We start from the raw sequence: 24,787 nt of genomic DNA, 5'->3' as shown, positions 1-24,787 counted from the left end.
ATGGTATCAATTGCTTGTGAAGATAATGGTGAACTTCGTGCCCTCGCCCAGCTTGCTGTCGCACTTCACGGTGCCTTTCATCAGCTCTGTGTATTTGCTCACTATATGCAGGCCCAGGCCCGTACCCTGTATATTGGTCGCGTTCGATGACCGGAAGAAACGTTTGAAGAGGCTATCTATGTCCTCCTTCGGTATACCCATACCATGGTCCTGTACCGAGATGGTGAGCTTCTTGCCTGCCACCTTGGTAGAAAGATGTATGGTAGAGTCCTCGAACGAGAATTTCATAGCGTTAGAAAGCAGGTTGGATATAATGTGCTTCATCATGGAAGGGTCCAGCGTCACCAGGGGGCTTTTGCCTGTATGCTCGTACTTTATCTGCTGCCCTTTCTTCAGCAGGTGGTTCACATCCTGCAGTATATCCCTTATCTGCGTTGTGATGTCGTACTCCTTAAAGTTCACTTGTATATTGCCTTCGTCTATCTTCCCTACAGAAAGGAAGTCGTTCAGTATCTCGGTCAGCGAGGTGACGGACGAAATGATGCGCTGTATATGCTTTTCTACCTGAGGCTGCTCTGCTACATTTATGTACCGCGACAGCAGGTATACCGATGAGAGTACTGCGCTCAGTGGCGTTCTGAACTCGTGCGAGGCCATGGAAACGAACCTCGATTTCAGCTCGTTCAGCTCTTTTTCTTTTTCAAGCGCAGCCAGCAGTTCTGTCTCGGCATGTTTTTTCTCCGATATATCTATGGCAATGCCCAGGTAGCCCGACACCCCGCCATTGGCATCTTTCAGCTCGGCCACATTCAGAGACACGAAGAACCTCGACCCGTTCTTCCGTACATAGTGCCATTCCTGGTTCTTATCCCTGTGCAGCAGAGACATGGCCTTCAATACCTCGAATCCTTTCCCTACCGGCTTTCCGGCAAGCATCTGCAGCTCTTCCCACCTGTTCTCCAATTCACTATCAATAAGAAGACCGGTAGCGTTCTTCTTGTTCACTACCTCGTCCGAGGTATAGCCCAAACACCTTTCGGCCTCCGGGTTGAAATATTGAATGACACCATTAGTATCACACACAAAGATGATGGCGCCCGCATGGTTCCATATATTGTTCAGAAATGCGTTCACACGCTCCAGCTCTGCATCTTTCCGTTCGGTCTCCTTTATCTGGTCGCCCAGTTTTTCTACGGTCATCGCCAGCGAGTGCGACCCCTCCTTCACCTTCTGCTCCAGGTGGGCATTCAGCTTTATTATGGCCTGTTCCGTCTCTTTTCGTTGCGTGATATCGTTGATGAAAGCAAGCGAGTAATTCTCTTCTTCTATCTTGTAGTGCCCAAGGCTCACTTCTACAGGAAACTCCACACCACTTTTCTTTACCCCCCACAACTCCATGCCCAATCCCATAGGCCGGCTGTGCGGGTTGCCGCTATAATGCTCCCGGTGCTTTACATGCTTGGTCCCATAACGCGCGGGTATCAGTATCTCTACCTTCTGTCCTATGAGTTCTCCGGGCTCATACCCGAACTGCTGTTCGATGTATTTATTGGCCATCTGGATACTACCTGTGGAATTGGCGATGAGGATACCGATACTGGCATAGTTAAATAACGCCTGGAACGTTTCGTTATTCAAAGTAGTGAAAGGCATGTTCAAATTTAGTTCGAAATCACGAAAATGAATAGCCCCCGCGCTTTCTTGCCTGGAGTGATGCATGTTATAAAATTCCTTACCTGTTATTGAAAATGGCCTGACCTTGGTCATTCACCATACATTTTATTTCTTATGACAACATGAATGCACCAATTCGCCTTTTACCGTGCCCAGCTTAGGGCTCAGGTAGGGTATGCCCAGGTTCAGCCCACGCAACACAAAGACACAGCCGAAGAACAGCACCACTACCGGCGCCAGCCTGCGCATACCGGGCCATTGCAATGATGGCCTGCTCCTTAGAAAAACGATAGCGGCAAGAATGGGTACCGTACCTGCCCCGAAAGCATACATGAACGACAGCACCTGCAAGGGCGACGACAGCGACATACTGGCCGACAAGGCCATGTATACAAGGCCACAAGGCAATAGGCCGTTCAGCAGACCGGAAACGGCTATCTTACCCATATGGGGGTGACCTACGAAAGCACTCAGTTGTCTTTCTATAATACCGGCCCAGGGCAGGGAAACACCTTTCAATATGCGGCCGGGGAAGAAAGAGATCATTCCGGCGACCAGCAATAGCACACCCAGTACGATAGAGATGATACGCTGCAGACCGGGATTGAACAGATCGCGGAAGGAGAACAGCACCATTGCCATCACGGCATATGCCGTGATGCGCAGGAGATGGTAAAGGCCGAATGCCAGCATTCGTTTACCTCCTTTGAAGGAATAGAACGGCATGGCCCACATGATGGCGCCACACATACCCGCGCAATGCAGGCTGCCTGTCAGTCCCATCAGCAGGGCTATGAATATAGTATCGGCGCTCATTTCGAAAGGTCCAGATCGTGTTCGTTGTAGTAGTTCGTTCCATCCACCGTGTAAGACACCTTTACTTTGTATATGGTATGCTGCAAGGCACTTCTGTCTATGGTCATTTTATTCTCCTGTGTCTCTATAGGGTATTTTCTGTCCATGTCTTTGCTCACAGCAGAATAAAAGACAACTGTGCCGGCGACCGGCTTGCCTGCGAGATCCGAAGGAAAACCTATCTCTACCGACAGGTCGCTGGCCTTGATGGTCATTATACCACTAAGGCCCGCCTGGTTGCGGCCTGCATCTATTACCTTCTGGTATTCTATTTCTTCTTTGTAATAGTCTTTAGAAACGAGATCGAACTTCTGCCTGGTGCTGGCAAATACCAGCACCAGCATCATCACCACGAAAGAAGAATAAAGCAATGCTATCTTCCACCCCCAACCGAATTTTATTGTCATACGAACGAAAGTTTTTTTAGTTACCGGCGAACGGGCCGAGGAACGATGTGCTTATGGTCATGAGCTTTTCGCCATTCTCGTACACACCTATTTTCAATTGTGTTTTTCTCTTTGTTATAGCATCCTTGCTCAGGTAGATGAACATAGTACCTGCCACCGTGCCATCTTTGGGCACTACAAGGTCCTTCTCCCCTACCAGCACTATGCGCCCGGTGAAGTTCTCGGGTCTCAGCGTAATGATCTTTTTCTTGAAGGTCTTGTTGAGCACCTTATAGTTATACAGGTTGCTCATCTCGTTATTGGGCTGCTCCTGGTACAGTTGGCCCGATGTGCGCAACAATGTCACGCCCACATCGGTACGGCTGGCCAGCAGCCATACCAGCACACCCAGCAGCAGGCACATCACCAGTGTATATGCCTTCATCTTCACCGTGAACATCCAGGGCCTGTTCCTGGCTATATTATGTTCAGAGGCATACCGCACAAGCCCCTTGGGCAGTCCTACCGACTCCATCATATGGTCGCAGGCATCTATGCAGGCTGTGCAATTGATGCATTCCAGCTGCGTACCATTGCGTATGTCTATACCTGTGGGGCACACCTTTACACACTGGCTGCAATCTATACAGTCTCCCAGCGTACGCTCTTCGTTCTTTTTGAATTTCCCCCTGGGCTCGCCGCGCACATGGTCGTAGGCAACGATAACAGAATTACGATCGAGCAGCACACCCTGCATACGACCATATGGACAAATGACGGTACACACCTGCTCCCGCAGCCATAGGTAAACAAAGAAAAAGACCGTGGTGAAAGTGGCGAGACCTATGAATGTGCCAAGGTTCCGGGAGACAGGCTCTGATATGAGCTTATAAAGCTCGTCCACACCTATGATATAGGCAAGGAAGGTATTGGCTATGATGAAACTGAGCAGCCAGAACGCCGCCACCTTTGCCGTCTTCTTGATGATCTTGTCAGTGTTCCAGGATGCTGCGGCCAGCATCTTCTGTTGTGCAGCATTGCCCTCTATCCAGTACTCCACCTTTCTGAACATCATTTCCATGAAGATGGTCTGCGGACAGGCCCATCCGCAGAATACCCTTCCGAAAACGACCGTGAACAGTGCAACGAACACGATAAAAACTATCATGCCCATTGCGAATATGAAAAAGTCCTGGGGCCAGAATATCTGCCCGAACAGGATGAACTTACGCTCCAGTATATTCACCAGGAATACAGGATGCCCATCTACCTTGATGAATGGCAGCGAGAAGAAAATGAGGAGGTATGCAACAGTAAATAGCTTCCTCAAATTATAGAGCCTGCCGTTCGGCTTCTGTGGGAATATCCATATCCGTTTACCTTTCTTATCTACGGTAGCTATCTTGTCCCTGAACGCCTCTTTATTGCCATTTACACTCGTCATGATGTGCCTGTTTCTTATTTTGCTGCTACTGCGCTATCTGCCTTTGCCACTTCTATGTATATATCTCCTTGTGGCGCCTTCGGCGCTGCCGGATGCGTGCCCTTCAGAGACATGATGAAGCTGGCCACCTGCTGTATCTGCATCGGCGACAGGTCGTCCTTCCAGCTCTTCATACCCTTGTCCTGCCAGCCATACTTTACAGACTTGAAAACATCCTGTACACTACCACCATGCAGCCAGTATTCATCGGCAAGGTTGGGGCCTACGCTACCTCCGCCATCAGCCACATGGCATGCAGCACAGTTCTTTACGAATACCTCCCTGCCTGCTACCAGCGAACCCGCATCGGTAAGATATTTCACGTTGGTCTCATCCACATTATTGGCCGACCTGGCCAGGTAGGCAGCCTTCTCTTCCTCACCCTTCTGCATCTCTGCCACGAACTCCTCTTCCTGGCTAAGACCATCATGAGAGAAATGAAAACGGTAGATATAGATGACACTTACCAGTATGGTAAGATAGAAGCCGTACTTCCACCAGGGCGGCAGGCTGTTATCCAGTTCCATGATGCCATCATAGTTATGATCCAGCAGTATCTCCTTCTCCTCCTCCAGCGCCTTGGCCTTGTTGAACCTGTCCCAGAAAGACACTTTCGGCTCAGCAACGGCCCTGGTAACATCCGCACCCTGTCCCTTCAGCGCTCTCAGTAGTGTCTGGACATAGGTGGCAAGAAAAAAGATGACCAGCAGCTCCAGAACAATGACCGCCACCAGCAGGCAGAAGTCGGCAAAGGGTATACCATCTATCAGCTCCGGGAAATGGTATGCCTTAGAGGTATCCGCCATTTGGGCCGATGCAGGCAGTGTGGCTACCAGTAGCAGAATAGCAAGTATACCTGCTTTACCCTGTTTTGTCTTCCTGTTCTTTTCTCTTACTACTGCGGTCACCTGCCTCAGCGTATAAGCCAGCACGCCTATGATGAATAGCAGTATTATCATCAGCGACACAAGCGTGTAGAATGTGGTATTGATATTTACAGCTTTCGCCGCTGTGTCTCCGTCGGCTGCGCTGGCCGGCGCCAGGAACAATATCGTCCCCGCTATGGCAAGAAATGCTTTGATGGTCGTATTTCGCATACTATGCAGTATTGGCTGTGATATTATTGGTTGTTGTTCTCAGGAAAAGGAATGGCACTCATAGAGTCTATGTAAGACTTGTCTGCCTTAAAAGCCCATGTGGCCACGGCAGCGAAGAAGAGGAAGAATATCATAAGAGATGCCAGGGGAAATATGCCCACACCTGTGATGGTCTCGAGATAATGTATGAATTTCATGTGCCTGTTATTTAGAGGTTGTCTTTTCCGATAATTTTATGTCTGTACCTACACGCTGCAGATAGGCTATAAGCGCTACTATCTCTTTATTGCTCTTTATTTTTATCTTATCGTTGGCCAGGTTCTTTACTATACCATCGGCCTGTTTTGCCAGGTCGGCGTTCGCACGCTGGTCATAACCTTTTTCGTAGGGTACACCCATGGCTATCATGGCGCGTATCTTGGCAGCAGTAGCCGCAGTATCTATCTCATCGGCGAACAGCCACGGGTAATTGGGCATTATAGACCCCGGAGATATGCTGGATGGCTCGTACATATGGTTGAAGTGCCAGCTATCGGGGTATTTACCGCCTATACGCGCCAGGTCGGGGCCGGTACGCTTGCTCCCCCACTGGAACGGATGGTCATAAACGAATTCGCCTGCCTTGGAGTATTCGCCATACCTTACCACCTCGCTCCTGAACGGTCTCACCATCTGGCTGTGGCATAGGTAGCACCCCTCGCGCACATATATGTCCCTACCCTGCAGCTCCAGCGGAGTATATGGTCTCACGCTGGCTATAGTGGGTATGTTAGAGCTCACCATGAAGGTGGGTATCATTTCTATGATGCCGCCTATGGCTACCACTATTAGGCTCCATACCAGCAGGTGTACAGGCCTGCGCTCTATCCAGCTATGCCAGTGCTGCTTGCCATGTGGCACATACTCCCTGGTCAGTACAGGCGCTTCTGCTGCCTCTTCGTTCAGTACATTACCTGTCTTTATGGTCTTGTACAAGTTGTAGCACATTATGAGCGCACCTATCAGGAACAGCACACCACCCACACCGCGCATGGCATAGAAAGGCGCCATTTGCTTCACGGTGTCCATGAACTGGTACTTCAGTGTACCTTCCGGTGTGAACTCTTTCCATGCAAGGCTCTGCATGAATCCGGCCCAGTACATAGGCACCACATATAGCACTATACCCAGTGTACCTATCCAGAAGTGCCTGTTGGCAAGCTGTACAGAATAGAGCTTCGTACGGAATATCCTGGGAATGAGATAGTAAAGGATACCGAATGTGAGGAAGCCGTTCCAGCCCAGTGCGCCTACATGCACATGCGCTATGGTCCAGTCGGTAAAGTGGCTGATAGCGTTCACACTCTTCAGGCTCAGCATGGGGCCTTCGAAAGTGGCCATACCATATGCCGTTACCGCCACCACCATGAACTTGAGCACAGGATCGACACGCACCTTATCCCATGCCCCCCTCAATGTCAGCAGGCCATTGAGCATACCACCCCACGATGGCGCCAGGAGCATTATGGAGAACACAGTACCCAGCGACTGTGCCCAGTCAGGTAGCGCGGTATAAAGCAGGTGGTGCGGACCGGCCCATATATAGATGAAGATAAGCGCCCAGAAGTGAATAATAGAAAGACGATAAGAATACACAGGCCTGTCGGCCGCCTTGGGCATAAAGTAATACATAAGACCCAGGTAGGGCGTAGTAAGGAAGAAAGCCACTGCATTGTGCCCATACCACCACTGTACAAGGGCATCCTGCACACCTGCATACCACGAGTATGACTTGAATAAAGTGACCGGGATCTCTACAGAGTTCACTATGTGCAGCATGGCCACCGTAATGAAAGTGGCTATGTAGAACCAGATGGCCACATACAGGTGTCTTTCCCTGCGCTTGAGTATAGTGCCGAACATATTCCATCCGAAGGCCACCCATACCAGGGCTATGAGTATATCTATAGGCCACTCCAGCTCGGCATATTCCTTACCCGTGGTATAACCGAACAACAGCGTAAGCGCCGCAAGCACGATGATGGATTGCCACCCCCAGAAATGGAACTTGCTCAGCCTGTCGCTGAACATGCGTGCCTTGCAGAGACGCTGCAGCGAATAATATACACCCATGAAGATACCATTGCCCACAAAGGCAAAAATGACCGCATTGGTGTGTATGGGCCTTACACGACCGAAAGATGTAGGTGCCGAGCTAAAGTTCAGGCCGGGGTATACCAGCTGAAATGCGGCAAGGATACCGGCCAGCATCCCCACAACGCCCCAGATGATAGTAGCGTAGGCGAACCACTTCACGATCTTATTGTCGTAATAGAACTTCTCGTTTTGCGTTGCTGATGGATCTATTCCAATTATCATACTTGCTATTATTATTGGTTATTTTTTACAGAGTCGTCGTCGAACAGAATGCGCATTGAAGAGCCTTTTATATCACTATACTGATCGTTGTGAACGCTCCAGATAAATGCGCCGAGAAAGGTGGCCGCCACCAGGATACTGACCGATACCAATATGAAGAATGCACTCATTTCTAAATTTTTAACAAAACTACCTGTGGCAGAACGGGGGCTCTATGACGTGGCTCAATACGCCGGCTGATCATGGTCAGTTATCCGCCTCTTAAAAGCACCGACACACATTATGCATAGCCCGCAAATGGATAAGAACAGCGAGCAGGGCGCGCATACATGACGATGGTCATGTGCAGCTCTGCTCAGCGTCAACTGTGTAGCAGGGCATGACAGGTAATTTTGAAAAATGAAAATGCAACAAGACCTCAACTATATATCTGCCGCCGATGCGGTAAAACTTGTACAGAACGACCAAAGGGTATTCATACATGGCGGTGCGGCTACTCCGCTGAAGCTGGTAAATGCGCTGCTGGACCGTGGCGGGAGCATACACAATGTAGAATTGGTATCTATAAGTACTTACGGCCACATCAACTGGGACAGGCCCGAGGTAAAGAACAGTTTCTTCCTCAATTCGCTCTTTGTATCGGAGAACGTGCGCGGATGGGCCAACTCTCCTTATGGAGATTATGTACCTGTATTCCTTAGCGAGATAACAAGGCTGTTCGATAGCAGAACAATGCCTATAGATGTAGCGCTCATACAGGTGTCGCCGCCTGATGTGAACGGCTACTGCACGCTGGGCACATCGGTAGATATAGCTCTGAGCGCTGTGAGGAATGCCAGGCTGGTAATAGCGCAAGTGAACCCAGGAATGCCAAGAGTGATGGGAGAAGGGGTCATACACACATCCCGCCTGCATGCCATGGTATGGGAGGAAGCTGCACTACCGGAGATAAAGGCATCCGGAAAAGGAGATGCTATAACGAATGGCGTGGCCGCTCATTTGGCATCAGTAATAGAAGATGGGGCTACCCTGCAAATGGGCATAGGCACCATACCCGATGCGGTACTGAACTCGCTCATAGGCCATAAGGATCTCGGCATCCATACAGAGATGCTATCGGACGGCGTGATACCGCTCATAGAAAGCGGGGTAATAAATAATAGCCGCAAAAAAGTGCTGCCGGGAAAAACAGTAAGCACCTTCATACTGGGAACAAAGAAGATATACGACTTCGTAGACAATAACCCATTGGTCAACTGCCTTAATGCAGGCTTTGTGAACGACACGAATGTGATAGCCCAGAATCCCAGGGTCACCGCTATAAACAGCGCCATAGAGATAGACATAACAGGTCAGGTATGCGCCGACTCTATGGGCACATACCAATATTCAGGTATAGGCGGGCAAATGGACTTTATGCGCGGCGCGGCCCTGTCCGGGAATGGGAAGCCCATAATAGCATTGCCATCTATAGCTAGGAGTGGCAATTCGCGCATAGTCGCCAATTTGAAACAAGGAGCCGGTGTGGTGACCACCAGGGGCCATATACACTATGTGGCCACCGAATACGGCATAGTAGACCTCTATGGCAAGAACCTGGAACAGCGCGCAAAGCTGCTCATAGAAATAGCCCATCCCACACACAAAGACATGCTGGAACGCGAATACCACACGCGTTTCGGCAAACTCCTTACCGGTTATCGTACGGTGCCATTAGAAGGCCGTTAAGCGTTATGCAGGTCTTAGATCTCTATTCACTTTCTCCAGTTCTTCTTCATTGAAAGGGCAATAGTGTACCTCTTCCTTGCCATCCTTATTCCTGGCGAACCATACGCAATCGAACATGTTCTTCAGGTATTCATTGGCAAATACATCGTAGTGCTGGCCGCGAACGGTCATTTCCGGCCCGCCCGATACAAGCCTTACTTTATCGCCGGTCACAAATCTGGTGTTCATACTTTTTTCTTCAAATATCCGACACCGGCAAGGCGGATGGCGTGATGCGGGTCATTACCCGCAATGCTTCTCATCATAGCCCTCCCAAGCCCCTGAAGTGACATCTATCAGGCATTACCTATGACCATTGTCATATCTGCCCCCGCCTGCTACAAGTATGTTTGCATAAAATAACCAAGCACATGAAGGTCAATATAGGACACATCAACAACACACACGGTCAGTGGTTGCGTACGCTGGGCTTTTACAGAACAGAGATAGCCATACTGAAAAGCATACTGACAGAGATAGCCGGCAAATACACCGACACCGGTGTAATGAAGGAAGTAGAACACTTCGAGAACCAGTTCAGGGTACAGAACAACAACATAGACATACTGTCTCATGACATACATGCCAACATCAGCAAAATAGCGCAGCAGGCGCAGGCATCATCTGCCGGGTATATAGACGGGGCCCTGCAGACAGAGCATGCAGCATTGGGCACAAGAACAGATGACCAGGAAAAGATATCGTCAGCGCTGGTACACGAGTTCCGCAAGTTCGCCGAACGCTGGATGTAAAGAGAGTGAGTGGGATCACACCGGGGACATATGCCCCCGGTCCGTGGGGAGCCGGTCGCGACTCCCCATTTTTATGCCCGGACCTTAAAAAGAGACCGGGCAAAATGAAGCTACAGGACCTGCGCTAAAGAGACCTTATATTCAACTGCTTCTTCCATGCCACCAGGTTGCTGAGTCCACTGGAAATAATAACTATACTCAGCGTGCTACATGGCATAAGTATGGCCGCAACGACCGGCCGCATAGAGCCGCTCATGGCATGATACAGCCCTATCACGTTGTAGATAACGGAGATGAAAAAGCTGAGTTTTATGATAGCCGCCGACCAGCGCGCCATACTCAGCAATTCCGGCAACGCCGATACCTTTTCAGCATCGAGTATCACATCGCATGCCGGGGTGAAGTTGTTGATATTGTCGGCAAGGGCTATGCCTACATTGCTCTGCTGCAGGGCGCCTGCATCGTTCAGTCCATCGCCTATCATTGCCACAGTATCACCCTTCTTTTGCAGGCCTTCTATGTATCTCAGCTTATCAAGAGGCTTCTGCTCGAACAACAATGCATCATTCCTACCGAATACCGCCTGCATCATTCCCCGCTGCTTGTCATGATCGCCGGAGAGAACGGACAGCCTGAACCTTTTCGACAGCTTTGCTATGGCATCTTTAATGCCGGGCCGCAGCGCAGGCTCAAAATAAAAAGCAATTGTCTTGCCATTCACACTTACATACGATGCGGCCTTGTTCTTATTGTGTTCTGCAGCAGCAACCCCTACGAAGTGGGCATTACCTATACGCAGCACATCTTTCCCCATCACCGCCTGCACTCCTTCTCCCGGTATCTCCTCCCATTCATCCAGCTCAGCCACTACTCTGCTACCCAGCCATTTTTTTATGGCTACACTATTAGGATGCAGGCTAGGGCTCACAGCAGTATATAGTAGGTCCAGTTCTGCATCACTAAGGGTATCACCCGAGGTCGATACCCTTACATCAGTATTGGTGGTGATGGTACCTGTCTTATCGAAAACTATCGTATCGATGTTGGTAAGCGGCTCTACCACACTTGCATCGCGCAGGTAAAAACCATTGAGGCTGAATATACGCAGCGTATTGCTATTGGTAAATGTAGCGGCCAGCAGCAATGCACAGGGGCATGCCACTATAAGCATGGCCGAAACACTGGTAACGATCTTCGATGCATCGTGCATGGCCCAGTACACCGCAGTGATGATGGCCAGCGTGAAAAGAATAAGCGTGAAATACCTGCTCAGTACATGCACAACGCTCATCTTATCGTTGCTTTCAGCCTTGTCCTTATTGAAGGCTCGGTGGTTCCACAGCGATGTGAGGTAACTGGCCGTTATAGGCTTTACGACCTTTATGATCAGCTCCTGTCCCTGCAATTTGCCACCGGCATATATGAGCTCGTCTTTCCCCACAAATACCGGTTCTGCCTCGCCCGTCACAAAGCTATAGTCTATCTTACCACCTTCGCCCAGCACTACCGAATCGGCAGGCACTATCTCTTCATGATGTAATATCACTACATCGTCCTTCCGCAGGTCCTTCAGTTGTTTCTTCACTACCCCACCCTGCGTCTGCACGCTTATGGCTATAGGGAAATACGCCTTATAGTCACGGGTGAAGGTGAGCGACCTGTAAGTACGCTCCTGTATCACCCTGCCTACAAGCATAAAGAAAACGATACCGCTCATACTATCCAGGTACCCGGCACCCGTACCCGACAGTATCTCGTACACACTGCGGCCAAAGGTGATGAACAAGGCCAACACTATAGGTGCATCTATATTCAGTATCTTTTGTTTAAGCCCGGCCCAGGCAGCGCTATAGAACTCTGTAGCGCTATAGAAGAACACCGGTAACGACAGCAAAAGGTCGAGGTAGCGGAACAAGTTATTAAGGCCGTGCCCAAGGTCCATCTCTCCGGCGAAATACTCGGGCAGGCTCATCATCATTATGTTGCCGAAGCAGAACCCAGCTATACCCAGCTTTGTGATGCGCTGCTTGTTACCGGCAGCTACCTTCTTCTCTCCTACATCATCCAGGCTTATGTAGGGTTCGTACCCTATGGTGGCCAGCAATTCCACTATCTTCCTCAACGATGTACGCGCGGGAGAGAAATGAACAGTAAGCTCCTTTGCCGAGAAATTTATGCGGCTCTCTGTTACGGCAGGGTCTATCCTGTCCAGGTGTTCCAGCAGCCACATACACGAGCTGCAATGTATAGATGGGATATAGAACGTAACTACACAATAACTCTTGCTGCGAAAATTACATAGCCGCTCAGCTATGCTATAATCATCCAGGTAGGCGAACTTGTCGTTCCTTACCGGCTTTATCTGCCCCAGCCCGGGGTGCGCCCCCAGGGTGTAGTAGTCGCACAGGCCTTTTTCATTCAGCAGCTCGTATACCAGCTTGCATCCCTGGCAGCAGAAGAATTTATCTTCTATCCTTATCCTGCTGGTGATGCATACGGTACCGCAATGGTAACAGACCGGCGCCGCTTCCTTCTTCTTTCTTTTCTCTTCTGCTATGTCGTTACCTACCAGATACATTTATTGCTTTTTGCGCTGCTATCACCTTCGGAATAAGATAATTCTCCTCCAAGAAGAACAGTTCCACTATATCACTCTCTATCAATGCCAGCAGATTGCGCAGCACCCTGTACTGATCGGGGAAAAGTGTTTCGGAATAGAGGGGAAGCGATAGCAGCTGAAGCTCTCCCTGTATGCTCTTCAGTTTTTTGGTAGCGGCCGAAAGATCGAACAACTGAATATCATGATCGAGCTTGCAACTGCCCGAGCAATTGGTGCAGTTGTGCTCTGTGGCCACCTTTTCCCACAGGCGCTGCAGGTATGGCACAAAGCGGTCCCTCCGCTCTGCCAGCGATGCCGCTACACTATCCATTACCGAATGACACTGCCTCAGGTATACCGGGTCTATCCTCGTCGGGTCGAGCGTTCTTATCTTCTCCACCTGTTCGCGCGCATCGGTACAGAGTCTTTCTATACTCTCGTAATATTCTATCCGAAGCTTTTCCGTAAGGTCGGACAAGGGCGAATTAGAATGCTGGCCTTTTACATCCCTCATAAATTGCTTGTTTCTATCTATCATTCATTTTACATAGTTCCGAAGTAGCCGGTGCAGGCCTGTTCGAAATACGGTGCAAGATCAGGCATCGGGAAATGGAGATAGCTGACCATGATCAGCCCGATACACGATCGCTATCATCTTACTCGGTCTACTGCCCTGCCTCTACTATCTCAGGTCTTATCTTCCTGAGGGCATTGATACCCCCTTCCAGGCTGGCAACGAAATGGCAGCCCACAGCTAACAGGAACGATGCAGCTATCATAGACCTATAGCCTCCTGCACAGTATACCAGCCACTTCCGGTCCTTATCCAAGGTCTCCCGGCGGTCTTTCAGTTCGTTCAGCGGTATGTGGGTCGCGCCTGGTATATGGTCTTTCGACACTTCAAGGCGATTCCTCACATCCAGCAGCTCATATTCGCCTGCCAGTACCAGCTCGTGCATTTCTTCGCCGGTCACGGTCATGATGCGTTGGTATTCGCCTCCCAGCGAGTACCATGTATGCATACCGCCGAACAGGTATCCCACCACATTATCGAACCCTATGCGTGCCAACCGCTCTATGGCCTCGGCCTCCCGGCCGGGGTCGGCCACCAGCAATATAGATGCATCGGCAGGTATGAAATGCCCTGCCCATACAGCGAAGTCGCCATTGAGACCTATGTTCAGCGAACCCGTTATGGAGCCTGCCGCAAATTCCATGGCGTCGCGTGTATCCAGCGCCAGGGTACCCGGCCGCTGCAGCCCCTTGAACTCGGTGAAAGAAAGGGGCCTCAGCGACCGCTGCAGCACATCCTTATATACTCCGGCCCCTTTCTTATTGAGCGCCGCATCTTTGAAGAAATATACCGGCGCCACAGGCAAGCCCGTAGTAACGGCCCTTATGAATTCGTCTTTATCCGTTATCAGCAACGCATAGTTCCGCGCACGCTCATCGCCTATGGTAGAGAAAGACGATACACCTATGTTCTTGCCACATGCCGATCCTGCCCCATGGCCGGGATATACCAGCGTATCATTGGGCAGGATCTTTATCTTTCGTTGCAGAGATTCGTACAGCATAGCGGCCAGTGCCTCTTTCGGCAAATTGCCGCTTAGCAGGTCGGGGCGGCCTACATCGCCTACAAAAAGTGTATCGCCCGAGAACAGGCAGCCGACATGTTCATTTTTAGCCTTTAGAAGAAAACAGGTCGATTCTATGGTATGACCCGGCGTATGCAATACTTCCAGCACAGCGCTTCCCAGTTTTAGCGTTTCCCCATCCGTTGCTATATATGCCCTGTATTCGGGTACGGCATCGGGCCCGAAGACGATAGTAGCCCCTGTCTCATTGGCCAGGTCTATGTGGCCCGATACGAAGTCGGCATGGAAGTGTGTCTCCAGTATATATTTTATCCGGGCCCCGCGTTTCGTTGCCAGTTCCATGTATGGCTTAGGGTCTCTCAGCGGGTCTACTATAGCCGCTTCCTTATCGCACTCTATATAGTATGCCGCATGGGCAAGGCAGTTGGTATATAATTGCTGAACGTACATATGGCTGATGTTTGCCCAACAAAACTATATGCCACAGGTGCGGCCCGGCATGACCAGCGTCAGCCATGAAGATGTATATGGTCATAGTGCAGGCTCAGCCGATAGGTACTTTTGCAGCAAAGGACCATCGTATGAAAAAACTACAGAACAAAGTAGCCATTGTTACCGGTGCGGCCGGCGGAATAGGCGCTGCCATAGCCCTGCTATTTGCCGAAGAAGGCGCCAATGTAATGGCCACAGACCTGCAACAGGAAAAGATGGCCACATGGGCAGATGCTGCCGGGCATACAGGGCTTGTGATAGCCCACCTGCAACATGATGTAGCCAGCTGGGATAGCTGGCAGAATGTAGTGAAGACGACCCTAGCCCTATATGGAAAAATAGATATACTCATCAACAATGCGGGCATATACCCACCGGGTGTCACCACAGAGGCCACATCAAAGGAGCTATGGGATAAGGTGATAGGCATCAACCTCACGGGCCCTTTCATTGGCACCCAATTATGTGTACCACATATGCGGGCCGTAGGTGGCGGCGCCATAGTCAACATATCATCTATAGCGGGTATAGTAGGTGGCAATGGGGCAGCATACTCGGCATCCAAGGGCGGGCTCAGGCTGCTTACAAAAGACAATGCCGTAGAGTTCGCCAAAGACCACATAAGGGTCAACTCCATACACCCCGGCGGCGTGATAACACCTATGACCGAGGCTTTCATCAGTAACGAAAGCGCCCGGGCTATGATAAAGAACATATGCCCCATGGAGCGAATGGCAAATGCCGTAGAGATAGCCTATGGCGCATTATACCTTGCCGGTGCAGACTCATCGTATGTAACGGGTACAGAACTGGTCATAGATGGCGGCCTCACCGCCCGATGACAGAATATTCCCAAATTTATTTTTCGCACCCCTGTATTTCCCTTCTCTCTGAAAATGACCGTGTTATAACGGTACGGGTATCTGCCACACAGCTCACGCCCCGGGCGTGGCGGTGCACATACGGGTTCGCACCCCATATTTCGGTATATTTACATACACCTTCACTCCGATATACCATGAGAACACTGATACTTTGGGTGGGCGCATTGCTACTCTGCTGCGCCGGTGCGCATGCACAATATCATATTGCCGAGAACAAGGTCTGGGCGCTTGGCGGCGGCGGGCTTGTGAATTTCAATTCGGGCACACCTGTAGGCGGCACTTCTTCGCTCAGTACACTGGAAGGTAATGCCAGCGTATGCAACGCCATGGGCGGTCTGCTATTCTATACCGATGGCAAGACGGTATATACACATACTGGCTCCATTATGCCCTCGGGAAGCGCTATCGTACCTTACGATGTATCCAGCACTACACAGGCCGCAGCTATAGTGCCATTCATCAACGACACAAGCAAATACTATATCTTTTCCCTTGCGTATGAGTCCATTGGCGCGTATACTATGTGCCATTTGTTCTACTCTGTAGTAGACATGACCCTTAACGGCGGCCTTGGCGATATAATGCCCGATAGCGCAGGTATAGAGCTTGCAGACAGCCTCAGTGAAAAAATGACAACTGTAGCAGGTAATGACTGTAATGTATGGCTCATTGTTCACCGGTCGGACACTTCACTGTTCCATGTTTTTAATGTTACCCCCGGAGGCATCAGCGGGCCTGATACATACAATACAGGGTTCTTCTCCACACCTTACGGAATGGCGACCTATGGAAATGGCTATCACCTGGGGGCAATGAAGTGCAGCCCCGACAGGAGCAAGTTATTCCTTACTTGTTTACTCGCCTTTTATACACCGCCCATACGCGGTGCAGGCGAGCTTTATGACTTCGACCCTGCAACAGGAGCCGTGAGCAACTGCCGCGAAATGACGAACAATCTCGCGCACCACTACTGCGAATTCTCTGCCAATAGCAGCAAGTTATATGCATTCAATGTAGACTCATCTGCCATATTTCAGTACGATCTCTCATTACCCTCTACCGCTGCACAGATAGCATCGAAGAAGAAGATAACGGGCACATATAGTGTGTATGGCGACATGAGGCTGGGCCCTGATGGCAAGATATATATATCGCAGATGGGAGACACTTTCCTTCACCGCATAGCCGACCCTGATGCTGCGGGGCTTGCATGTAATTACGAGCATAAAGCTGTGAACATAGCTCCCGGCTTTGTATCGCTGGGCATGCCCAACATGGTATGGAAGGTACATGGTGTAGGCTCTGAGATAACAGGCCCTGCCGAGGTATGTGCCGGCGACAGCATAACGCTCCTCAGTAGCGTGCCCGGCGCCATATGGACCAGCAGCGCACCCGCAGTGGCCACCATAGACTTTTCTTCGGGCAAAGTATATGGTATAAGTGCAGGTACCGTCACCATCACTTATGCCATGGGCGAGGGCGGCTGTGCTATCACGAAAGATATTATCGTAAAGGAGTGTGAGACCAAAGTGCCCCACACCACTGCAAGCGCAGATGTGCATATATATCCCCTGCCCGCAGGCAATACCGTAACGATACATTGCCCCAGCGCTACAAAGGGATGGTATCTGAACATGTACGACATGACAGGGCGCCCTGTACTACACGCTACCCTGCGGCAGCAGACCACTACGATAGATATGGGCGGCATACCCCCGGGCATCTACAACTGCTCCCTTCATGATAGCGAAGGCCATATACAGGCACGAAAAATGATAGTGCGTCGCTGATAGATGCAGCTCATACATCGGCTGCCATCATAGCTCTGCCGGTCGGTATACATCGCTCTGCGTATATTTCAAGCCCCAGGCAGCCATAGCCTGCATCACCGGTGCCAGGTCCATACCGGCCGTGGTGAGACTGTATGTAACATGTGGTGGCACTACCGGCTTTACCTCGCGCCGCACAAGGGCATCTGCTTCCAGTTCCTTCAGTTGCTGTATCAGCATCTTCTCGGTTATGGCGGGCATGGCTTTCTTCAGCGCTCCATACCGCAATGGTCCGCCCGTAAGATTGTATAGTATCAGCGCCTTCCACCGGCCACCTATACGGTCCAGCGTAAAGGTGACAGGGCATTTACTTAGTTCCCCCTGCTTGTTGGCCTGGTTCGTTGAGGAAGTTTTAACACTGTACATATATACTTACTTTTTTGTTAGTACTTGCTGAAAAGTAAGTACAAAAATACCTTTGCCTTATCAAAAAAACAAACACAATGAGATATGTTATCACAGGCTCGCTGGGCCACATCAGCAAACCACTCGTTACACGCCTCGTAAAGGCAGCACACGATGTCACCGTCATAACCAGCAGCGCCGACAGGGTAAAGGAGATAGAGGCGCTAGGCGCAAAAGCTGCCGTAGGGCGCGTAGAGGACACGGGCTTTCTTACCCGCACATTCACCGGGGTCGATGCCGTATATACAATGGTTCCACCAAAATGGGATGCGCAGAACTGGAAAGAGCACATTCACAGCATAGGAAAGAACTATGCAGCGGCCATAAAGGCGGCAGGGGTAAAAAAAGTAGTGAACCTGAGCAGCATAGGCGCTCATATGCCGGAGGGCTGTGGCCCGGTAAGCGGCCTATATGGAGTAGAGGCCGAACTGAATGCACTGGAAGGCACAGATGTGCTGCACCTGCGCCCGGCATTCTTCTACTACAACCTGCTGGCCAACATAGGCATGATAAAGCATATGGGCATCATTGGTGGCAACTATGGCGAGAACACCACAATGGCACTGGTACACCCCGCCGACATAGCTACTGTGGCCGGCGATGCGCTGCTAAGCCTGGCGCATACAGGAAAGAGCGTTCGCTATATAGTAAGTGATGAGCGCACTACCCACGACATAGCCCGCGTACTGGGCACTGCTATAGGTAGACCCGGGCTGCCATGGGTCAATTTTCGTGATGAGGATGCACTGAACGGCATGATACAGGCAGGGCTTTCGCAGGAGGTAGCTGCCAACTATACAGAAATGGGCGCAGCCATGGCCAGTGGCAAAATGGCAAGCGACTACCTGGCCAACAGGCCCGCAATGAGTCCTACCAGGCTCGAGGATTTTGCAAAAGAATTCGCAGCGGCGTATAACAGCTAATGATATTATCTGAAATGAAGAAAGCCGTTCCCAAGATGAGAACGGCTTTCCTTTTTATACTAACTACTCATTTTACTGGGGCGTATACACCAACGTTATCATACTGTTGCTGCCATCCTCGCCCTCGAAACGGCAAGTATACATGCCAGCGGCCAGATCGCCGGGCAGTGATATAGCGGTAACAGGAGTAACAACATTGTAAACACCTACCCTCTTACCATCCATCGCATATACAACGAAGGTACCATTTACAGGAGCCTCTATCGATACATAGCGCGATGTGGGGTTAGGATAGATCTTTATGTGAGCAATGGACGGACCACCTATCACAGCCGGCCTTAATGTAGATATACTAGCCGGTGCGGTAGAGAAACAACCTGTGGCAGTGAGCCTGTAGGTTATTGTTGCTGCACCTGCACTAACGGCGGTCATCACACCTGTGGACGAACCTATGGAAGCGATACCCGAGCTACTGCTAAGCCATGTACCACCTGTAGTAGCACAGCCGAGTGTTGAGGTCTGTCCTACTGTAAGGTTAAGTGAGCCGGTGATAGATGCCGGAACCGCATTTATGGTCACAGGTTTTGTTCTGACACAACCCGTGCTGAGCGCGTAAGTGATATTCACCGTACCGTTAGCCACACCTCTCACTACACCCGTACCGGCATCCACAGAACCCAGGGAAGCATTGCTGCTCGTCCATGTACCACCGGTAGTGGTATTCGCCAGTGTGATGTCGCTGCCTACACATACCGCAGTGGGCCCTGTGGTCGTAGCCATTGCTGCATTCACGGTCACTATTGTAGTGTTGAAACATGTATTGCTGATACGATAAGTGATAACAGTAGTACCTGCCGTGAGTGCTGTTATAGCACCCGTTGTACTATTTATCGTGGCCCTACTGGTCACACTGCTTATCCAGGTACCACCTCCGGTAGCATTGCTCAGCGTCACCGTACCGCCGCTTATACATACCAGATTGTCGCCGACTATAGGCAATACAGCAGGACTTACTACTACAGTAGTAGTACGCGCACAGCCACCGGAAAACGCATAGCTGATAACGGCCGTACCGGGTGCAACACCTGTAACTACAGCATTATTGGCGCCTGATGCTACTACTGTAGCTACGGTCGCATCGCCACTGCTCCATATCTGGCTGGCAGTAGTGCTACCCAGTGAAGTTGTGTTGTTCACACACAATCCGGTAGTACCGGTTATAGCAGCAGGCGCTGTATTTACGCTCACCACTTGTGCCGCACGGCAACCACCGGGTATATTATAGTAGATGGTAGTGCTACCCGCATTGAAGGTCGACAAGACACCACCGCCGGGGGTAATAGTACCTACAGCACCTGTCGAGCTGCTCCATGTACCACCGGGCGTAGTATTGGTATAGGTAGCTGTACTACCCAAACAAACACCTGTAGGGCCCGATATAGCCGCAGGAGACGAATTGATCGTCACATTGACCATACGCACACAACCCGAAGCATTGGTATAGCTGATGTTTACAGTACCGGGCGCTACACCGGTAACTACACCGGTAGTAGAGGTACCTGTAGCTACTGTAGCTATTGTCTCGTCAGCGCTGCTCCATGTCTGGCCGGCAGTAGTGCTGGTCAGTGTAGTGGTCAGCGATGTACATGCAGCCAGTGTACCGGTGATGGCCGCTGGTGCAGCTACCACACTCACCACTTTCGTTGATACACAGCCACCGGGCGCTACATAGCTCACCGTAGTAGTGCCTGCAGCAACACCCGTAAGCGCACCACCACCTGTAGTGATGGTACCTACGGAAGCGGTAGAGCTTACCCATGTACCGCCTGAGGTCGTATTGGTATACATTGCCGTATTGCCAATACAAACACTATTGCTGCCGGTCACAGTTGAGGGCACCGCGTTCACAACAACTGTCGCATAACTGTAACAGCCTGAAGCATTGGTATAGCTTATGTTCACCGCTCCGGCAGATATACCCGTAACGATACCTGTGGTAGTAGTACCGGTAGTTACTGTAGCTATGCCGCCGTCAGCGGTGCTCCATGTTTGGCCGGCCGTAGTAGACGTGAGCGTAGTTGTGGCACCAATGCACACCGACAGTGTACCTGTGATACCGTTCGGAGTTATATTCACGGTCACTACCTTGGTAGCGCGGCAACCACCCGGCATATTGTAGCTAAGAGTGGTATTACCCGATGCTACACCGGTGAGCACACCAGCTGCGGTGATAGTACCTGCTGCGGTGTTAGAGCTTACCCATGTACCTCCTGGTGTTGCATTGGCGTAGTTAGATGGGAGACCCACACATGCGGTATTGCTGCCGGTGATGGCTGCAGGAGTAGTGTTCACCGTCACATTCACAACGCTAGCACAACCGCCGGCAGTAGTGTAGCTGATATCTACCGTACCGGCAGATACACCCGTTACTGTACCGGTAAGGCCTGAGGCCGTTACTACAGTAGCCTTCGAGTCGTCAGCACTGCTCCATGTAAGGCCAGAGGTAGCATTGCCCAAAGTGGTATTGGCGCCCTCACAGACCGACAATGTACCCGATATAGCGCCCGGAACCGCATTTACGCTTACTACCTTGGTAGAGCGGCAGCTACCGGCCATGTTGTAGCTGAGCGTGAGAGAACCTGCAGCGATGCCTCTAAGCGCACCATCAACAGATACAGTACCTACAGCCCCTGCAGAACTGGACCATGTACCACCGGGAGTAGCACAAGTGTAAGAAGACACGTCGCCTACGCATATAGCATTGCTACCCGATATAGGATCGGGAGATGAATTGATAGTGACCGTCACTACCCTTGCACAACCGGCTGCATTAGCGTAGCTGATACTGGCAGTACCTGCTGCTACACCGGTAACTATTGCAGTAGAGCTGCCTGAAGACACTACAGTAGCTACTGCTTCATTGCTGCTGCTCCAGGTCTGGCCTGCAGTAGCGCTGTTAAGCGTAGTAGTAGTACCCACACATGCCGACAGTGTACCTCCAATGGCAGCCGGCGCAGCACTTACACTCACTACTTTTATGGTACGGCAGCCGCCGGGCATATTGTAGCTCAGAGTAGTATTACCCGCCGATAGCCCCGACAGCACGCCGCCTGCAGAGATAGTTCCGTAGGTCGTTACAGAGCTCACCCATGTACCACCTGGCGTAGTGTTCGTATACAATGTATTACTGCCAACGCAAACGGTATTACTACCTTCTATAGCGGCTGGCGTCTCGCTCACTATGACCGTCGCATAACGCGAACAACCCGCAGCATTGGTATAGCTGATGTCCACAGAGCCTGGAGCTACACCGGTCACTATACCGGTAGTAGATGTACCTGTAGCTACGGTAGCTATGGTCTCATTGGCACTGCTCCATGTCTGGCCCGCTGTGGCGCTGTTAAGCGTAGTAGTAGCGCCCACACATACCGACAGTGTACCTCCAATGGTGCCCGGCGCAGCATTTACTGCTATCGGGGTGGTTACCACCCAGCCTGTGGGGGCAGTATAGCTCACGGTGGCCGTACCTGACGCTAACCCTGCTACCACACCTGTACTTGCGTTCACCGTTACGTTCGATGATGGTGAAGACCATGTACCGCCGGTAGTGGCATTGCCAAGTGTGATGGTAGAGCCAACACACACCGACGACGGACCTGTGATAGGCGTACTGTTGTTAACAGTAACTATCGCGGTAGTATAGCAGCCTGTGGTCAGCTTCTTGTAGGTAATAGTTGCAGTACCGCCGGTCAGGCCGGTCACTACACCTGTAGTATTCACCGTTGCGACATCAGTATTGCTGCTGAACCATGTACCGCCGGTAGTGGTACTGTTGAGCGATGTGGTAGCTGCAATATTCACCAGCAATGTACCGGTTATAGGCGCTGGGCTCTCGTTCACTAACACGAGCTTTGAAGCCGTACAGGAAGCCGCGTTGGTGTAAACAACAGTGGTCATTCCGTAACTAAGCGCCGTCAGGACACCGCCGGCCGATATAGAACCTACAGCCGGTGCAGATGAAGACCATGTACCGCTGCCCGAGCTGGTGTATGTAGCAGTATTGCCTGTACACACCTCGCTGCTGCCCGATATGGGAGCCGGGATAGCGTTCACAGTAACTGTCGCATAACGGGAACAGCCTGCAGCATTGGTATAGCTGATGTTCACAGAGCCTGCAGCAAGACCGGTCACTATGCCGGTAGTAGGTGTACCCGTAGCTACGGTAGCTATGGCCTCATTGGCACTGCTCCATGTCTGGCCTGCTGTAGCGCTGGTCAGTGTAGTATTGGTACCGGCGCATATCGACAGTGTACCTGTGATAGCCTCCGGCAGAGCATTTACCATTATCGGTGCAGTTACTGCCCAGCCTGCCGGAGCAGTATAGGTAATGGTGGCCGAACCCGCCGTTACACCTGTTACCATACCTGTACTTGCATTCACCGTCACGTTCGATGACAGCGAAGACCATGTACCGCCGCTAGTGGCGTTGCTAAGTGTGATGCTGGAACCGGCACATACTGCCGACGCGCCTGTGATAGGTGTGGTGTTGTTCACTGTCACTACCGCAGTAGTATAACAGCCAGTGACCATACTGTAGGTGATGTTCGCAGTACCTGCGCTTACACCTGTCACCACACCTGTCATAGCATCCGCCAGGGCGACATCCTCGTTGGAACTACTCCATAGACCATCAGGAGTAGTACTGCTGAGGGTCGTGGTAGCTTCTATATTCACCGACAGTGTACCGGTTATAGAGGCCGGAGGCGCGAGCACTTCCATAACAGCAGAAGATGAGCAGCCGTACGGATTCGTATATACTATGGTAGTGGTGCCGGCGCTCAGACCTCTCACTACGCCTGTAGCAGAGATAGAACCTACTGCCGGTGTAGATGAAGACCATGTACCGCCCGGCACAGGATTGCTCAATACCTCGGTACGCCCCACGCACACACTGGGTGGCGCTGATATAGGCGCGGCAGAGTTGATGAACTCCTGGAACACTACAGAGGTGGCCTGGCCATAGCTACTATTGTTGGTAGTAGTATAGCACCTGTAATAACAGTTACCGGTGATGGTAGCTGTGTACGTCGCAGATGTAGCACCCGGCACATCTGTCCACGATACGTTATCCAGAGACGTCTGCCACTGGTACACCATGGCCGGGCCCGATATGTTCAGGCTCAGGTCGGTAGTATAGCTGGGGCATGTACCAATGGGCTCAGTAGATCGTGTAATGATACCGATAACGTCGTTCGTCAGTACGCCGGTCACTTCCATCCTGGCAGTGGGGCTTACATCCGAACGGACGTGCAACTTCGCATTCGCATCTAGCGAACCCGACAAGAGAGTGGTAAGGTCGTATACCGAGATAAGGCTGTTCATAAGACTATGGTCGGCATTGTCCACTACCAGCTTATAGAGCTGCGTAGTGCCCGACCCTGTGAAGATGATACCTCCACTGGCCTTGAACGTGCCCGCATCATCATGATACGAACCGTTGTTCTCAAAGCTGCCCGCCTCCATCACAAAATGGGGGGCACCTGTTGCAACAACGTGGGCGCCACTCTCTATGTTCATTTTCACCTGGGCTTGCAGCAACAGGGTACTGCACAGGCAAATGGCAAGAGATAATATTTTTTTCATATGATTTGTTTTATGCGTTAGCATTCCCTGGTGGGTATGCAT

The 24,787-nt window shown here is 51.0% G+C and carries 19 protein-coding genes; 5 read left to right on the top strand and 14 right to left on the bottom strand.

Annotated features, from left to right (window positions below):
* Positions 1-6 precede the first annotated feature (6 nt).
* From ABD843_RS10460 to ccoS, 8 genes are all read right to left on the bottom strand, one after another.
* Positions 7-1,638, bottom strand: coding sequence for a sensor histidine kinase (locus ABD843_RS10460; RefSeq protein ID WP_345082645.1), 1,632 nt, complete (start codon positions 1,636-1,638; stop codon positions 7-9).
* Positions 1,639-1,779: 141 nt separating this feature from the next.
* Complete coding sequence (locus tag ABD843_RS10455; RefSeq protein WP_345082642.1) at positions 1,780-2,490, bottom strand: sulfite exporter TauE/SafE family protein; 711 nt, start codon at positions 2,488-2,490, stop codon at positions 1,780-1,782.
* Entirely contained in the window at positions 2,487-2,936 is a 450-nt protein-coding gene (locus ABD843_RS10450; protein ID WP_345082639.1) for a FixH family protein, read from the bottom strand. The genes ABD843_RS10455 and ABD843_RS10450 overlap by 4 nt, the downstream gene beginning before the upstream one ends.
* A 16-nt stretch (positions 2,937-2,952) precedes the next feature.
* Entirely contained in the window at positions 2,953-4,359 is a 1,407-nt protein-coding gene (ccoG, locus tag ABD843_RS10445) for a cytochrome c oxidase accessory protein CcoG (RefSeq protein ID WP_345082635.1), read from the bottom strand.
* A gap of 14 nt (positions 4,360-4,373) precedes the next feature.
* Positions 4,374-5,495, bottom strand: coding sequence for a cbb3-type cytochrome c oxidase N-terminal domain-containing protein (locus ABD843_RS10440; RefSeq protein ID WP_345082632.1), 1,122 nt, complete (start codon positions 5,493-5,495; stop codon positions 4,374-4,376).
* Positions 5,496-5,518: 23 nt separating this feature from the next.
* Positions 5,519-5,692 carry a CcoQ/FixQ family Cbb3-type cytochrome c oxidase assembly chaperone gene (locus ABD843_RS10435; RefSeq protein WP_345082629.1) on the bottom strand — a complete coding sequence of 58 codons (174 nt, stop codon included), beginning with the start codon at positions 5,690-5,692 and terminating at the stop codon, positions 5,519-5,521.
* A 7-nt stretch (positions 5,693-5,699) separates the two neighbouring features.
* Positions 5,700-7,853 (bottom strand): cytochrome-c oxidase, cbb3-type subunit I, encoded by a 2,154-nt coding sequence (ccoN, locus tag ABD843_RS10430; RefSeq protein WP_345082626.1) that lies wholly within the window; start codon positions 7,851-7,853, stop codon positions 5,700-5,702.
* Positions 7,854-7,864: 11 nt separating this feature from the next.
* The gene (gene ccoS / locus ABD843_RS10425; RefSeq protein ID WP_345082623.1) at positions 7,865-8,023 is read right to left on the bottom strand and encodes a cbb3-type cytochrome oxidase assembly protein CcoS; all 159 of its coding nucleotides are present in this window, start codon (positions 8,021-8,023) and stop codon (positions 7,865-7,867) included.
* Positions 8,024-8,252: 229 nt separating this feature from the next.
* Here ccoS and ABD843_RS10420 point away from each other — a divergent pair, with 229 nt between their 5' ends.
* Positions 8,253-9,581 (top strand): acetyl-CoA hydrolase/transferase family protein, encoded by a 1,329-nt coding sequence (locus ABD843_RS10420; protein ID WP_345082620.1) that lies wholly within the window; start codon positions 8,253-8,255, stop codon positions 9,579-9,581.
* A 3-nt stretch (positions 9,582-9,584) separates the two neighbouring features.
* Here ABD843_RS10420 and ABD843_RS10415 read toward each other — a convergent pair whose 3' ends face one another.
* Positions 9,585-9,809, bottom strand: coding sequence for a DUF2158 domain-containing protein (locus ABD843_RS10415; RefSeq protein WP_345082617.1), 225 nt, complete (start codon positions 9,807-9,809; stop codon positions 9,585-9,587).
* A 182-nt stretch (positions 9,810-9,991) separates the two neighbouring features.
* On the opposite strand from ABD843_RS10415, the gene ABD843_RS10410 reads away from it, so the two are divergent.
* A complete protein-coding gene (locus ABD843_RS10410; protein ID WP_345082614.1) occupies positions 9,992-10,372 on the top strand; it encodes a hypothetical protein in 381 nt (126 codons plus the stop codon).
* Positions 10,373-10,496: 124 nt separating this feature from the next.
* On the opposite strand, the gene ABD843_RS10405 is transcribed toward ABD843_RS10410, so the two are convergent.
* The 3 genes from ABD843_RS10405 to ABD843_RS10395 all read right to left on the bottom strand — a co-directional run bounded on the left by ABD843_RS10405 (position 10,497) and on the right by ABD843_RS10395 (position 15,019).
* A complete protein-coding gene (locus ABD843_RS10405; RefSeq protein WP_345082612.1) occupies positions 10,497-12,950 on the bottom strand; it encodes a heavy metal translocating P-type ATPase in 2,454 nt (817 codons plus the stop codon).
* The gene (locus ABD843_RS10400; RefSeq protein ID WP_345082610.1) at positions 12,934-13,485 is read right to left on the bottom strand and encodes a hypothetical protein; all 552 of its coding nucleotides are present in this window, start codon (positions 13,483-13,485) and stop codon (positions 12,934-12,936) included. Before ABD843_RS10400 ends, ABD843_RS10405 begins: the two co-directional genes overlap by 17 nt.
* Before the next feature lie 151 nt (positions 13,486-13,636).
* Positions 13,637-15,019, bottom strand: coding sequence for an MBL fold metallo-hydrolase (locus tag ABD843_RS10395; protein WP_345082607.1), 1,383 nt, complete (start codon positions 15,017-15,019; stop codon positions 13,637-13,639).
* A gap of 131 nt (positions 15,020-15,150) precedes the next feature.
* On the opposite strand from ABD843_RS10395, the gene ABD843_RS10390 reads away from it, so the two are divergent.
* Together ABD843_RS10390 and ABD843_RS10385 are read left to right on the top strand one after the other, a co-directional pair.
* On the top strand, positions 15,151-15,903 hold the full coding sequence (locus ABD843_RS10390; protein WP_345082604.1) for an SDR family NAD(P)-dependent oxidoreductase: 753 nt from the start codon (positions 15,151-15,153) through the stop codon (positions 15,901-15,903).
* A gap of 176 nt (positions 15,904-16,079) precedes the next feature.
* On the top strand, positions 16,080-17,735 hold the full coding sequence (locus ABD843_RS10385; protein ID WP_345082602.1) for a T9SS type A sorting domain-containing protein: 1,656 nt from the start codon (positions 16,080-16,082) through the stop codon (positions 17,733-17,735).
* Positions 17,736-17,762: 27 nt separating this feature from the next.
* Here the strand turns inward: ABD843_RS10385 and ABD843_RS10380 are convergent, their stop codons facing one another.
* Positions 17,763-18,140 (bottom strand): winged helix-turn-helix transcriptional regulator, encoded by a 378-nt coding sequence (locus ABD843_RS10380; protein ID WP_345082599.1) that lies wholly within the window; start codon positions 18,138-18,140, stop codon positions 17,763-17,765.
* Positions 18,141-18,217: 77 nt separating this feature from the next.
* Here ABD843_RS10380 and ABD843_RS10375 point away from each other — a divergent pair, with 77 nt between their 5' ends.
* Positions 18,218-19,102 (top strand): NAD(P)H-binding protein, encoded by an 885-nt coding sequence (locus ABD843_RS10375; protein WP_345082596.1) that lies wholly within the window; start codon positions 18,218-18,220, stop codon positions 19,100-19,102.
* Between the two features lie 72 nt (positions 19,103-19,174).
* Here the strand turns inward: ABD843_RS10375 and ABD843_RS10370 are convergent, their stop codons facing one another.
* Positions 19,175-24,745 carry an Ig-like domain-containing protein gene (locus ABD843_RS10370; RefSeq protein ID WP_345082593.1) on the bottom strand — a complete coding sequence of 1,857 codons (5,571 nt, stop codon included), beginning with the start codon at positions 24,743-24,745 and terminating at the stop codon, positions 19,175-19,177.
* Between the last annotated feature and the right edge of the window lie 42 nt (positions 24,746-24,787).

The sequence above is a fragment of the Nemorincola caseinilytica genome (assembly GCF_039540515.1).
In the GTDB taxonomy this organism is placed as follows: domain Bacteria; phylum Bacteroidota; class Bacteroidia; order Chitinophagales; family Chitinophagaceae; genus Nemorincola; species Nemorincola caseinilytica.
Note: the sequence above shows the minus strand (reverse complement) of the source record. Positions and strands in the feature narration are given on the sequence as shown.

Bases quoted from the DNA above. Each gene is read 5' to 3' on its own strand.
- ABD843_RS10455 (WP_345082642.1), bottom strand. From the start codon at position 2,490: ATGAGCGCCGATACTATATTCATAGCCCTGCTGATGGGACTGACAGGC.
- ABD843_RS10450 (WP_345082639.1), bottom strand. From the start codon at position 2,936: ATGACAATAAAATTCGGTTGGGGGTGGAAGATAGCATTGCTTTATTCT.
- ccoG (WP_345082635.1), bottom strand. From the start codon at position 4,359: ATGACGAGTGTAAATGGCAATAAAGAGGCGTTCAGGGACAAGATAGCT.
- ABD843_RS10440 (WP_345082632.1), bottom strand. From the start codon at position 5,495: ATGCGAAATACGACCATCAAAGCATTTCTTGCCATAGCGGGGACGATA.
- ABD843_RS10435 (WP_345082629.1), bottom strand. From the start codon at position 5,692: ATGAAATTCATACATTATCTCGAGACCATCACAGGTGTGGGCATATTT.
- ccoN (WP_345082626.1), bottom strand. From the start codon at position 7,853: ATGATAATTGGAATAGATCCATCAGCAACGCAAAACGAGAAGTTCTAT.
- ccoS (WP_345082623.1), bottom strand. From the start codon at position 8,023: ATGAGTGCATTCTTCATATTGGTATCGGTCAGTATCCTGGTGGCGGCC.
- ABD843_RS10420 (WP_345082620.1), top strand. From the start codon at position 8,253: ATGAAAATGCAACAAGACCTCAACTATATATCTGCCGCCGATGCGGTA.
- ABD843_RS10415 (WP_345082617.1), bottom strand. From the start codon at position 9,809: ATGAACACCAGATTTGTGACCGGCGATAAAGTAAGGCTTGTATCGGGC.
- ABD843_RS10410 (WP_345082614.1), top strand. From the start codon at position 9,992: ATGAAGGTCAATATAGGACACATCAACAACACACACGGTCAGTGGTTG.
- ABD843_RS10405 (WP_345082612.1), bottom strand. From the start codon at position 12,950: ATGTATCTGGTAGGTAACGACATAGCAGAAGAGAAAAGAAAGAAGAAG.
- ABD843_RS10400 (WP_345082610.1), bottom strand. From the start codon at position 13,485: ATGAGGGATGTAAAAGGCCAGCATTCTAATTCGCCCTTGTCCGACCTT.
- ABD843_RS10395 (WP_345082607.1), bottom strand. From the start codon at position 15,019: ATGTACGTTCAGCAATTATATACCAACTGCCTTGCCCATGCGGCATAC.
- ABD843_RS10390 (WP_345082604.1), top strand. From the start codon at position 15,151: ATGAAAAAACTACAGAACAAAGTAGCCATTGTTACCGGTGCGGCCGGC.
- ABD843_RS10385 (WP_345082602.1), top strand. From the start codon at position 16,080: ATGAGAACACTGATACTTTGGGTGGGCGCATTGCTACTCTGCTGCGCC.
- ABD843_RS10380 (WP_345082599.1), bottom strand. From the start codon at position 18,140: ATGTACAGTGTTAAAACTTCCTCAACGAACCAGGCCAACAAGCAGGGG.
- ABD843_RS10375 (WP_345082596.1), top strand. From the start codon at position 18,218: ATGAGATATGTTATCACAGGCTCGCTGGGCCACATCAGCAAACCACTC.
- ABD843_RS10370 (WP_345082593.1), bottom strand. From the start codon at position 24,745: ATGAAAAAAATATTATCTCTTGCCATTTGCCTGTGCAGTACCCTGTTG.